Raw genomic sequence first — 12,584 nt, 5'->3', positions numbered from 1 at the left:
AGCGGTGGGAAGCGAATGATGCAAAATACGGAGTATCAAGGCAAAGAGAGGAGGGGAATTCAGTAGATGGATAAAAAGGACGAAGCCTTACTGGAACGATTCGGCGAGCATCCGACGCCATTTTACTATTATGACGGGGACGCGCTGCATGCTCATGTCAGCTCGTTGCTGTCCCGATTGCACCCGGCTGTGCGTGTACATTACGCGCTCAAGGCTAATGGTAACGTAGCCTTGGCTGGGTTGCTGCGCTCGTTAGGTTGTGGTGTTGAGATTGCTTCGGCCGGAGAAATGTTCGTCGCTATGGAGGCCGGGTATGCTGCGGAAGACGTGCTGTACGCCGGACCGGGAAAAACAGTAGCCGAGCTGAACGAGGCGATAGCCTATGGAATCGGCTGTATTCATGTCGAATCGGTGAGGGAGCTGCGTCTGCTGGAGGACATTGCGGCCCAAGCGGGCCAGCTTGTCAGGGCAGCGGTTCGCATCAATCCTGATAACGATCTGTCTGGAGCAACGATTAAGATGGGCGGCGTTCCGCGCCCCTTTGGAGTAGATGAAGGACAGCTGGATCACTTTTTTAAGGTACTGGAAGATTGCCCACACGTCCATTTTCAAGGTATTCAGGTATATACAGGTACGCAAATGTTGAAATCGGATCAGATTTTAGCTTCATTTGCGAATACGCTGCAGTTGGCAGAACGGGTACAGGCTCAGTATGGTGTGGCAATGCATACGATCAATTTGGGCGGCGGGTTTGGCGTACCTTATTTTGCTCATGAGGAGCCGCTCGATATGGATCACGTCATTGACGGACTGAACGCACTCGCGGAGCAGACCCGAACCCGCATGCCCGGGGTTAAACTAATCATCGAAAGCGGCAGGTATCTGGTTGCTCAATCGGGCATGTATGTCTGCCGAGCATTGTATACAAAGGAATCCAAGGGAGAGAAGTTTGTCGTGGCTGATGGTGGCATGAATCACTACGCCGCAGCTACTTTTCGAGGACGCCGCATTAGGGACAACTACCCGGTACGAATTATGCGCAGGCAAGTGGGAGAATCGAAAGAACCCAAAGAACGAGAGTTGGAAGCAACCCTACAGATGGGGCAGAGAGACGTTTCTGCTCAAACGGCTGTTGCTGTCGAACAATCATTAGAAGAGATTGCAAGCCGAACAGGAGGGCCTTTGGAAGAAGCATCCATGGAGCTGGAGACGGTAAGCATTGTCGGTCCACTTTGTACACCCGAGGATTGTATTGTGAAAAAAGCGCAGCTTCCTCCGATTCACGAGGGCGATTATATTGCTTTTCCGAATGCAGGAGCCTATGGATTAAGCTATAGTCCACTACAATTTCTGGGACATGCTACCCCGGCGGAGCTGCTCGATTTTCGTGGGGAGGTACATGTCATTCGTGAACACGGTGACCGCACGGACCTGCTGCGTCATCAGCGCATGATTCCGTTGCCTGAGGATGTGATATAAGTGGGCATTTTGCATAAATCCCAAGAGCGTTTTTAAATCAGCAATATATAGATCGAAACGCTTTAGTTCGTCTATATATTGTACTTACGAGCGTTGGGAATCGAATGATGCAAAATGCTGAAGTATATAAAAAAAACGCCAAACTCATGGGAACCGATACAAATCGGACCTGTGATTTGGCGTTTTTTTACATGATGAGTAGGGTAGTATCGACTTAATGTTGCTTGGAGCTGCGCATTTCCTGACGCACAAGCTGCCATACCATAAAGATCAGTACAGCGATTTGTGGGACAAATGTTTCCCAAGTTGGATACATTCCCAGCCAGCTAATGGACGGAAGCGAGGAGGCAGTGTGCCCCGAAAGCTTGCCAGCCACCTGAAGCGAATGAATACTTTCGCCCAGAAATCGGAATACGAGATAGTAAATCAGTGCAGTGGCAGTCAGGAAAAAGGCGCGAATCGGCAACCGTACACTAAATTTAATGATCGCAAACGCCAGAATGACCAGAATAAACATCGCCGAGCTAATGCCGATCAGCAATTGCGAGGTTTCGATGGCTGGAGCCATACCGACATAAAAGATAGCTGTCTCGGCTCCTTCACGCAGAATTGCGAGCGCAGAAACCGCAAATAGCGACCACAGGCTTCCCCGTGCCAATGCGTTGCCCACGCTGTTTTCCACAAAGCGGTTCCATGCGGCAGCATTGGATTTGCTATGTAGCCAGCTACCAACGGTCAGCATCAGCACGACTGCTACCAGTCCGGTGACACCTTCCAGCAGCTCACGCATGCTGCCCGATGCGGCTGCTGCCACCAGTGTGGTGAACAGCACTGCCAGAATTCCGCTCAGCACCAGCCCCGTTCCAGCTCCTGCCCATATCCACCGTCCAGCCACGGCTTCGCCACTTTTTTTGGCATACGCCAGCAGAGCTGCGAGCACGAGGATGGCCTCCAGACCCTCACGCAGCAAAATCAGTGCGGCATCCCACGCAGTGTAAGAACGTTCTTCCGTCAACGGACGGAGCCTGTCCAGCATCTGATCAAGAGTCTGTATGGCTTTGTCTGTATTCGGTGGAGAAGACAGCAGATATCCGGAAGCCTCGGTCATTTCATTTTCAATCGCAGTGTAAGACGTCGGATCGGCAATTTGTACATGTCCTTCGACAGAAGGCCACAGAGCGATAAACTGCACTACCTTGTCAGCCGCTTGCTCTGATTGATTAGCTACAGCATCTTGGCGTGCGGATTTGAGCAAGGTGACTGCATCGCCCAAGGAAGCTGTCGAACCATTCGTCGTTCCGGTAGCCGTATTGCCTGTATTCGTTCCTTGACCTGTGTTCACAGATTTGCCCTGACTATAATCAGACAACAGAGTCGTTAATTCCTGCATTTCCCTGAGAGCCTGTTCTTGGCGAATGGGCTCAGCTTGCATGGAGATGCGAATGAGACTGATTTTAGTTTCGAGCGAACTGTATACCGGAAAATTGTCCAAACGAATCGGTGTTTCTACCTGATACCAGGCTTTGACGATTCGGTCGTAATCCACCCGGGCGGCAGCCCAATCGCCTTTTTGCATGGCGGCCAGACTGCCCTTCGCCATGGGAAGCAGTTTTTCCGCTGCTTTGGTTCCAGCCGGGGCTGGTTTGTCCCCTTCGGCAGCAGTGACGTACTCATTGACCGAGCGCGCTAGCACGGATAAGGCAGCTTTCGCTGATTCCCCGCCGCCACTGGCGAGTGTCTGCTCCGCATCGGTGAGTGCTTGATCTACAGTCGCGATGTGAGCTGAATCTCCACCATTTGTCTTGGCGGCCTCCCACAGCGTGCGGAATTCTTTCAGATCCTTGGAGGCTTCCGTCCATTGGGCTTGTCCCGCTTCCACCAGCGCTCCGCCCACTACAGGCATCAGCTGATCATTGGTGACAGCTTTGGCATCTGTTTGTGCAAAAGCGACCGACCCGAAGCTGGATAGGAACGGAGCTACGGTCAGCAGCAGAGCAGCCACCAACCCCAACACCCATCCCAAGCTTTTATTACGCCGATTCATATAAATCCCCTTCCTTGCCTGCTGCTAAAATAACGTATCCCCGATGTAGCCGCCTTGCGATACACCTGGGAAGCAGGCGAACACCGCACTGCCTTTGTGTACAATGTATTCGTTCAGCTTGTCATTGCGTGCAAGCTTCTCCTGAATATGAACGAACTGCTTGAATAGATCACGCTGATAGCTGATGAACAGCAGCCCGGCATCCAGCTGTCCAGTTTGCTTGTCCAATCCGCTTGAATACGAATAAGACCTCCGCAAAATGTTAATGCTCCCGTCCCCATGAGCCAAAGCCACATGAGAGGTAGGAGGCGTAACTGGCTTGCCTTCCGGATTTTTGGCCGCCAGATCAAGCTTGTCGAACTCCTTGACCTTACCGAGTGGGGCCCCGCTGCTGCGATGACGTCCAAAAGTATCCTCCTGGTCGCCCAATGTTGAGCGATCCCACACCTCTACCCGCATGCGTACGCGGCGTACAGCCATATAGCTGCCGTCGCCCATCCATGCTGGTCCGTCACTGGTCTGTGTCCACACCAGCCGATTCATCTCGTCTGCCTTGGAGGTGTCCGGGTTCCCCGTACCGTCCTTGAAGCCCAGCAAATTGCGTGGTGTGCTTCCCGCAGGATCAGCTTGTGCAGTCCGCTGAAAGCCTTCCTGCGTCCAGCGAAGCACCGCCGTTCCTCTGGCGATACGCGCCAAATTACGCAGGGCATGGAAAGCGACCTGCAAGTCATTGGCACATACCTGCACTCCGATATCGCCACCGCACCATTGCTCCTCTAGGGCATCCCCTTGAAAACGGGGCAGATCACGGAACCCGGCAGGTTTAAGCCCTGCCAGGCCATATCGTCCATCAAAAAAGGATGGGCCCACACCAAAGGTGATCGTCGTGCGGGACGGCGACAATCCTGCCGCCTCGCCCGTATCGGACGGAGGGAGGTTGAGGTTTTCATTATCGTTGCCAAGGAGCACGCCAGAAGTCATTGTAGCGCTTGCTTCCGTCCAGGCTTTGAAGAGGCTACGCACCTGTTCCTTGTCGCTGGTTGTTAGATCGAAAGCGGCGAAGCAGATGAAATCCTGTGCCGGAGTCACAATACCTGCCTGATGCTTCCCGTAAAAAGGGATTACATCTTTGGTATCCGCATCCGTCATCATGCTTTCGAGACGTTGACCGGCTGACAGCACGGCTCCCACGCCCCCGCCGCCAAGCAGGAGACCTAGTCCACCTACCCCGGCCAGCTTCAATAGGTCTCGGCGTGATACGGATTTGCTTTTTCCTGACGGATCATCTTTCACTAGCTTCGCATCCTTTTTTACCAGATCGCCCTGTTCATTATGGGATTCCGCATACTGCGGCTTTTCTTGCCCTTTTTGCCGCTTAAAGCCTTTCATATCATTACACTCCTAACAATTTCCCCATTTGGGACAACGGTTCTGCCAAGGCATCGAGGTTTTGGCTCAGCTTTTTAACTTCTTCCGGTTTCAGTTTTGTATACGATACATAGCCTTCTCCGTCCTTGAAAGGAGCCAACTCCTGCTGTAAGGCCGTAAAGCGCTCACCGATTTGTTTTTCCAACGCGGCATCTTTTTGGTTCAGATCTGTTTTCAAAATGTCATATATCTTTTGTGCGCCCTCTACATTGGCTGCAAAGTCGTACAAATCCGTATGGGAATATCGTTCCTCTTCACCCGTCACCTTCGAGGTAGAGACTTCATTCAACAACTCGACTGCACCCGTTACCATCAGGCTGGCGTCAATATTAACTGTTTCTACTTTGGCGCGCAGCAGCTTGGCATCACTCAGTAGTCGGTCGGAGAACTCGTCCATTCCTTTGGTTGTGTTTTCTTCCCATAATGTTTTTTCAATCCGGTGAAAGCCGCGCCAATCCGCTGCATCCACATCACCGTCACGTGCATCAATATTTGGGTCAAGATCACCCAGCGCTTCTGCAATTGGTTCAATCCGTTCATAGTACATGCGTGCAGGAGCATACAGCGCCTTGGCTTTATCCAGCTCGCCAGCTTTGACCGCGTTCGTGAATTCTTCTGTCTTCTTCACAAACGTATCGCATTGCTCGATGGCATAGGTGCGGTAAGCTGCTACCGCTTGATCAAAATTGGGAGCAGAAGCGGCAGGAGTCGTTGTCTGTGTTGTGGCTCCTGCATCTTTGGTCGTTGCAGCAGGCTGTTGAGTAGTAGTTCCGGTTTGTCCGCAACCTGCGAACAGAATAGAAGAGACCAGCACTCCGGCCGGTACGGCATAACGTAGTTTCATAATCAATGAACACCCTTTCTGGCCAAACTGGCCTTGAACCATAGTCTGTTGCGATATCTATATCAAATTATCATTTTGATAATGATTATCAGTCGCGGTTTTTCTTATCATAAGGCTGGCCCATATGCCTGTCAATACATAAATTAGACGCAGAGTCCAACCCTCCATCGAAGGGAGTTAGTAGGGTGCCTATGCCCATTTTTATCCGCATATTGAACCATACCTAAGCGCATGACATAAAATGTGTTGACTGTATCCCTTAACCTTGTTACACCACACAAAACCCGAGCAAGGAGGGGTGAAATTGACGAAGGGTAACGACCATAAAAACAAGTTTTTGTTAACTCACCGTGAACGTGAAGTATTTGAACTGCTCGTGCAGGACAAAACAACACGTGACATCGCCGGACAGCTATTTATTAGCGAAAAAACGGTCCGAAACCATATTTCCAATGTAATGCAGAAACTGAACGTAAAAGGTCGTTCACAGGCGGTCGTGGAATTAATCAGGCTTGGCGAATTAAAAATCTGACCTCTCGTTCCTTGCGGGGTACAAAGTCTTCTCGATGATCCTTCGACAATGAAGGGTGGTCGGGAAGGCTTTTGTTTTGTGGTATATAAAAAAGTAAAACGATTAAACCGCTGAAATATGTGGGAAATTGCGTGTAAATGATGTACTATATATAGAAGGAAGAAACTACCATTGGAGATCATGGTAAACTAGCAGAAGTGATCAAATCAGAAGAATTACCACAAAGTTATACAAGGCTAGAAATGCATTCGGTGATAGTCTAAGAATATAAATCCCTACAAAAACAGTATTCAGCATGACGACAGGATGGAAGATGGATTGAAGAAGAATCACAAGGCAGAAAAAGCTCGTTGCTTCAGGTAGCAGGAAGTAGCTTTTGCCTAGAGCTACCTGTGGTATATTCTTGATCGGAGGTGAATGTTAAGACATATGACACCCAACCAACACTTGATGACTTATACGCTGAACAGCGGTATAAAGGGAACTGTCGACCTAACCAGTAAGCAGGTGCAGGAATGGATCAAAGCATATCGAATTGGCAGCAAGTTTGTAACGGTTGTGGGAAAACAGTATTTTGGTTTAAACCCTGAGTTGGTAGCAGATTTCAAGGTACATAATGAATACTCGGAGCAGAGAGAACACATATTCATAATACAGCCTGTAATGGAACACAAAGCTGTAGAGCTGGACCCACTGGTAGAGGCGTACAGCCAGTATAAAACATTAATTCAGGTAGAATGTAAATGTGGTGCTTCCTATATAGAGGAGTCACCGCATAAAAGAACCAAGTGGTCATGCAAGGAGTGTAATAACATTGTGTTCCTGGATCGTAAAAAGGGCATGGTGGATACGGATAAAGGCAAGGCGTGGTACATGACCAACAAATACTATGTGGAAAGACAAAGCAACTGACAGATTGTCAGTTGCTTTCTAACCATATACTCACAATTGTTGTGTGCCTACCCAAATGATATAAGTCTTTTGGCAAATAATAAAATTGATGTTTTTTGCGCTTTGTAGTACATTATCAAGTGTATTATAAGGAGGCTTCTCATGTACGGACATAGACAAGATGATACTTTATACATCATGACTTACACATTAAATAGTGGTATCAAGGGCACAGTGCCTTTGTCTAATCAACAGATACAGGAATGGCTTGAGTGTTACAGAATCGGTAAGAAATTTGTAACCGAGATTGGCAAAGAGTACTTTGGACTGCATGCGGAACTGGTGGCTGATTTTAAAGTGCATAATCAGTATTCAAGCTATCAGGAGGTTATTATCCCCATTCAACAACCGGATACTGGCCTAAAAGAGTTGTCCCAGGCTTACAAATCAACAGAAACTTTAATTAAAGTAGATTGCAAATGTGGTACATCGTATGTTACAGAATCTCCCTTTAAGCGGACCAAGTGGTACTGCACCAAATGCCGGGAGATTGTTTTTCTCGACAACAAAAAGGGAATGGTGGATACTTCCAGAGGCAAGGCCCATTATATGACCAATAAGTATTTTGTGGAACGGGAAACAACTGGCGTATAAGCCGGTTGTTTTTTTGTTCGCAAGGTTTGTGTACGTCCTGACTTTTCAAAGCCATTGCGCTATAGTGAAAAAGGGGGCTTATGGAAATGTGGAGTATTTTGCTGAATCACGTTTTGTTGATAGGATTCCTGGCTGTTTTGATTCAACGGATCTATAAGCATCGCTTTCATCAGCAAAATGGTAGCAATTTTCTGCTATGCTTGTGGGGGATCTTGCTTAATCGGTACAATAGCTTGTTTGAACTGACCACGTTATATACGGTGTATACCGTTTTTTTTGCTGTAGGTGCATTGTGGTTTGGAGGTTGCTGGCTTGTGCAGCTATTGGAAAAGGGGAAAGATAAAGCTTGATATAAATGATAGTCAGGTGGTGAACGTCATCCGGGAAGATCATACGAATGGTGCAAGAAACCGCATGAGCACGAACAATGTGTACATACACGAAACGCTTCATTTGGAACAAATCATAAGTGACCTGCGGGTGATGGGCTATGTGGCTTTTCATCATCATCCGCAAATCACAGGTGACCTTGAAGAGCTGGAGGCGTTAAAAAAGCAACTATTGTCGTTTTTCCAACAGCATCATGTATTGTGGATTGAGCTTGACCCGCTAACACAATATGTGGTGGTGAATAACATGGGGAAGGCCACGGTGCTGAAACTCATGGGTCGGAAAATGAACCCGCTACGGGATCTGAGAGCAAACGCTGCTTTGGCTGGACAGCCGCTGCATGAGTTCGATCGGGAGATAGAACGGCTCAATCGGCTGGCTCATCTGTTGCGCTATACCCGTTTTTCTTAAGCGACAGAACTAACGAAAAAAAAGCATTCACGAAGCAAGGATGGTTCCATGCTGTGAATGCTTTTTAGTTTACTTACACCGATTTCAAAAACTCCACAATCGTCAGCAGACCCTTGTCAAAATTGTCCAAGTTGAAATGCTCGTTGGGCGCGTGCAGGTTCTCATCTGGCAAGCCGAAACCCATCAGCACGACTGGGGCAGTCAGCACACGGGAGAAAGTCTCCACGATTGGGATGGAGCCTCCATCCTTGGTAAAGAGGGCACGCACACCGTATACCTTCTCAAAAGCATCGGCCGCCGCTTGCAGAAACGCGTGTGACGGGTCGATGTTAAAGGCGTTCGCTTTTTCGCCCTGTTGAATATCCAGGGTAGCTCCTGCCTGAACATGGGCGCGCAAATGGCGCTCGATTTTGTCCAGAATGTCTTGCGGGTTCTGGTTAGCCACCAAGCGGCACGTAATTTTAGCGTGAGCTTCTTTCGGAATGACCGTTTTCGTACCTTCCCCTTGGAAGCCGCCGTATACGCCGTTCAGTTCCAGTGTCGGACGAGCCCCCACACGCTCAACGAAGCTGAATCCTTCTTCACCATAGAGGGAATCAAGTGCAAGATCTTGTTGCAGCTTGCTCTCATTGAAGCCTTGCTTCATGAATTCTTCTCTCATCTCTGCCGATAATGGAGCAACATCATCGTAGAATCCTTCGACGCTTACACTGCCTTTGTCATTATGCAGGGTTGCCAGCAAGGACACCAGAGCATGCAGGGCATTCGGCACGCCGCCACCGAAAGAACCGGAATGTAGATCTGTGTTCGCCGTGTGAATGGCGACTTCCAGCGAGCATAATCCACGCAAACCTGTGCAAATGGCAGGCTTTCCTTTTTCGATCAAGGAAGTGTCGGACACCAGTACAGCATCGGCTGCCAGACGTTCAGCTCTAGTTTGCAAAAACTCAAGCAAGTTCGGACTGGATACTTCTTCTTCGCCCTCAATACAGAATTTGATGTTCAGTGGCAATTTGCCTTCCTGCTTCAAAATGGCCTCAACTGCCTTAATGTGCAAGAAAACCTGTCCTTTATCATCTGTCGCTCCGCGCGCATACAATTTTCCATCACGTATGGATGGCTCAAACGGCGGCGTTTCCCACAGGTGAAGCGGGTCTACGGGTTGTACATCATAGTGTCCATACACGAGGATCGTTGGTTTACCAGGTGCGTGCAAATGATCCGCATATACCAGCGGGTGCCCTTTGGTCGGAATGATTTCAACGTTTTCCAGACCAGCAGCAGTCAGTTTGGCAGCCAGCCAATCAGCTGCTTGGTTAATGTCCTTTTTGTGCTCCGATAATGCTGAGATACTTGGAATGGACAACCACTCCTGTAACTCGCCCAGTTGTTGCTCTCTGGCTTTTTTAAAATATTCAGAATAACTCATAAACTATGTATCCTCCTTTTTCAATGTAAATCGTGTGAATGTTGCGCTATCCTCCGAACCGAGGTCGTGGACGATATGTCTAGTTTACTACGTTTTGTGCTGAACGAGAAATTGGGAGATAAAAAAACGATTCTACCCGGGTCTGTCCAGACCTGAGTAGAATCGCCCTTAACCAAGCATATGCATGTATTTACGCGCGAATGTCCAGTTGACCGCCAAGATGAGGCTGTACGCTTTTTTCCATCATCTGCACTAAGGCCTGTCCTTGTTCACTAGCCTGATCTTTAGCCATACTTAATACCTTCACACTTACGGCTTGGGCCAAGCTAGCCTGACTCATACCTGTTGATAATGCTGCGATATCCATGTTCCAACCCTCCTTCATTGTGAAGACTCTTTCTCTATATTTATCGGTTGGAACGGTTATTTTGTTTCATCCAATTGGAATTGTGTCAGTAAATCTTGAAGCTGTTCTGCCAGACGGGTCAAATCTGCGGCAGACGAACCGATCTCTTCCATGGAGGCGAGCTGCTCCTCAGCGGCTGCGGACACGGTCTCCGTATGGGATGCCGCTTCTTCAGCGATGCGTGTAATTTCCTCCATGCTGCTGACGACTGTACTTGTTCCATCTGCGACTCCAGCGGTAGAAGCTGCGACGTTATCCAGCTGCTTCGCTGATTTGGCTACCGCTCTACGGATGCGTGAGAAGGAGCGACCGGATAGGTCAATGGAATTGATACCTTCGCTTACGCGTTCCTTGGCGGATTCCATAGCGGTCAGGGCTTCAGATACACCGCTCTGTATCCCTTGAATCTGTTCACGAATTTGTTGTGCGGAATGAGCTGAGTTTTCAGCCAGCTTGCGGACCTCTGTGGCCACGACAGCAAAACCTTTACCATGCTCCCCTGCACGTGCCGCTTCAATAGAAGCGTTCAATGCGAGCAGATTAGTCTGGCTGGCGATTTCCGTAATGACAGTAATAATCGTTCCAATTCGTCCAGATCGATCATTCAAAGCACCGATAATGGTGTCCAGTTCTTCCACGGTAGTGCGAATGCCATCAATGGAAACGACGCTGTTGCCGATATGCTCACTGCCTGCATCCGACGCCTGAATGGCCTGTGCGGAGTAAGTAGTCATTTCAGCCATAGTTTCGGTCATAGCGGTGATGTCTGTTGCCATGCCGCTAACCCGTGTCTGATTAGCTTTAGCACTGCCCACTTGGCGTTCGCTGCCAGCAGCCACGTCTTGAATGGCTATGGTCACATGCTCGATAGCCCGGGTCGTTTGTTCTGCACCTGCTGCAAGCTCTTGCGAGGATGCCGACAAATTGCCAGTCATCGCTTGAATTTCTCTAATCATGTTACGCAGGTTATCTACCATTTGTTGAAAATATCTTGATAATTCACCAATTTCATCTGTACTGGTCGTAGCCACGTTAATCGAAAGATTACCTTGGCTGATGGCATCCATAGAATTACGCAATCTTTGGATAGGCTTAAGTATACTGCTGATTAGCCACATTGCGAGCACGCCAATGATGATGGCTGCAATCACCAACACTACGATCGTCGTGATAAGAATCGGTTGGGCGGAGGCACTGGTTTCTGCTTTGTCCATTGTGCCGGCAATTTTCCAGCCTGTCAGCGCATTGGTTTTGAAAATCAGGTGTTTATCTACGCCATTAAGATCGTAGTTAAAGCTGCCTTCCTTAGAGTCAAACAGTTTGGGTATTGTTTCTCCCATTTTGGTACTTCCGCTGACTTCTGTTGGGTGGGTAACGATACGTTTGGTACCATCTAATATCATAATATAGCCATTTTGTCCGATTTTTAAATTTGTGATTTCTTTCAAATTTTTCAGGTTCAGGGAAAGGCCGAGAACACCGCTGTTGTCGGGAAGTGTACGTGAAATATACACAACGGGGATCTTAGCCGTATTGAGTCCAACAGGGCTGATTACGGTTTGACCGGGTTTCTCCAGGGCCTGTTTGTACCACGGGCGCTCACGAGGATCGTTTGTGGAGCCTACGGCTTTGCCAATAATGAGCTTACCTTCGGGGGTTCCTACAAACATATCAACAGCTTCCGCGTGCATTTTCAAATAAACTTGTAATCTTTTTAGAATGGCATCATCTGCTTCAGCACTGTTATCACTAGCCGTCATCGTTGTAGAGTAATATTCGAGATCCGCGATTTTGGCTTGAATCGTTTGAGTAACTGCACGATCGGATGCAGTAACGCTAGTTGTCGCACTATCAAGTAATTGGCGGTCCGTCTGGTTATATGCTGCTTGATAAGAAAAAGAACTTACAATAATACTAGGAACAAGCATGACCAGAAGGAATGCTGCGGTCAATTTCTTGCGTAGTGTTAATGTTTTCAGTCGTTTCATCTAACCCCTGCTTTCTATCTATATATTCATTTCTAAAGCTTATATCATATGTATTTACTATCGGTTATTTTGAGCTGAATTGATAGAT

Annotated in this window: 12 protein-coding genes; 6 read left to right on the top strand and 6 right to left on the bottom strand. The window is 48.4% G+C overall.

Features of this window, described 5'->3' with window-relative positions; translation table 11 throughout:
- The first annotated feature begins 66 nt into the window (after nt 1-66).
- On the top strand, nt 67-1,479 hold the full coding sequence (locus MKY98_RS20445) for an alanine racemase (protein WP_029518336.1): 1,413 nt from the start codon (nt 67-69) through the stop codon (nt 1,477-1,479).
- A gap of 214 nt (nt 1,480-1,693) precedes the next feature.
- On the opposite strand, the gene MKY98_RS20440 is transcribed toward MKY98_RS20445, so the two are convergent.
- Genes MKY98_RS20440 through efeO form a run of 3 tightly spaced genes read right to left on the bottom strand, consistent with a single transcriptional unit; the run spans nt 1,694 to nt 5,795 of the window.
- The gene (locus MKY98_RS20440) at nt 1,694-3,523 is read right to left on the bottom strand and encodes an FTR1 family iron permease (RefSeq protein WP_069011019.1); all 1,830 of its coding nucleotides are present in this window, start codon (nt 3,521-3,523) and stop codon (nt 1,694-1,696) included.
- A gap of 24 nt (nt 3,524-3,547) precedes the next feature.
- Nucleotides 3,548-4,912, bottom strand: a complete 1,365-nt coding sequence (efeB, locus tag MKY98_RS20435) for an iron uptake transporter deferrochelatase/peroxidase subunit (protein ID WP_069011020.1) — start codon at nt 4,910-4,912, stop codon at nt 3,548-3,550.
- Nucleotides 4,913-4,916: 4 nt separating this feature from the next.
- Entirely contained in the window at nt 4,917-5,795 is an 879-nt protein-coding gene (efeO, locus tag MKY98_RS20430; RefSeq protein ID WP_069011021.1) for an iron uptake system protein EfeO, read from the bottom strand.
- Between the two features lie 304 nt (nt 5,796-6,099).
- Between efeO and MKY98_RS20425 the strand changes: the two genes are divergently transcribed.
- The 5 genes from MKY98_RS20425 to MKY98_RS20405 all read left to right on the top strand — a co-directional run bounded on the left by MKY98_RS20425 (nt 6,100) and on the right by MKY98_RS20405 (nt 8,673).
- Nucleotides 6,100-6,327 (top strand): helix-turn-helix domain-containing protein, encoded by a 228-nt coding sequence (locus MKY98_RS20425; RefSeq protein ID WP_007431813.1) that lies wholly within the window; start codon nt 6,100-6,102, stop codon nt 6,325-6,327.
- A gap of 429 nt (nt 6,328-6,756) precedes the next feature.
- Nucleotides 6,757-7,239, top strand: coding sequence for a hypothetical protein (locus MKY98_RS20420; protein WP_069011022.1), 483 nt, complete (start codon nt 6,757-6,759; stop codon nt 7,237-7,239).
- Nucleotides 7,240-7,380: 141 nt separating this feature from the next.
- Nucleotides 7,381-7,872: a hypothetical protein gene (locus MKY98_RS20415; protein WP_013311697.1), complete on the top strand. Its 492-nt coding sequence runs from the start codon at nt 7,381-7,383 to the stop codon at nt 7,870-7,872.
- A gap of 86 nt (nt 7,873-7,958) precedes the next feature.
- Nucleotides 7,959-8,222, top strand: a complete 264-nt coding sequence (locus tag MKY98_RS20410) for a hypothetical protein (RefSeq protein WP_029518340.1) — start codon at nt 7,959-7,961, stop codon at nt 8,220-8,222.
- A 64-nt stretch (nt 8,223-8,286) separates the two neighbouring features.
- Nucleotides 8,287-8,673, top strand: coding sequence for a hypothetical protein (locus MKY98_RS20405; protein ID WP_176715708.1), 387 nt, complete (start codon nt 8,287-8,289; stop codon nt 8,671-8,673).
- A 73-nt stretch (nt 8,674-8,746) separates the two neighbouring features.
- Here MKY98_RS20405 and MKY98_RS20400 read toward each other — a convergent pair whose 3' ends face one another.
- The 3 genes from MKY98_RS20400 to MKY98_RS20390 all read right to left on the bottom strand — a co-directional run bounded on the left by MKY98_RS20400 (nt 8,747) and on the right by MKY98_RS20390 (nt 12,496).
- Nucleotides 8,747-10,102 (bottom strand): dipeptidase, encoded by a 1,356-nt coding sequence (locus tag MKY98_RS20400; protein ID WP_069011023.1) that lies wholly within the window; start codon nt 10,100-10,102, stop codon nt 8,747-8,749.
- 190 nt (nt 10,103-10,292) lie between these two features.
- Nucleotides 10,293-10,469, bottom strand: a complete 177-nt coding sequence (locus MKY98_RS20395) for a YjfB family protein (protein ID WP_023990044.1) — start codon at nt 10,467-10,469, stop codon at nt 10,293-10,295.
- A 56-nt stretch (nt 10,470-10,525) separates the two neighbouring features.
- Nucleotides 10,526-12,496, bottom strand: a complete 1,971-nt coding sequence (locus MKY98_RS20390) for a methyl-accepting chemotaxis protein (protein ID WP_341011215.1) — start codon at nt 12,494-12,496, stop codon at nt 10,526-10,528.
- Nucleotides 12,497-12,584 lie beyond the last annotated feature (88 nt).

The sequence above is a fragment of the Paenibacillus sp. FSL M8-0228 genome (genome assembly GCF_038007385.1).
Classification (GTDB): Bacteria; Bacillota; Bacilli; order Paenibacillales; family Paenibacillaceae; genus Paenibacillus; species Paenibacillus polymyxa_D.
Note: the sequence above shows the minus strand (reverse complement) of the source record. Positions and strands in the feature narration are given on the sequence as shown.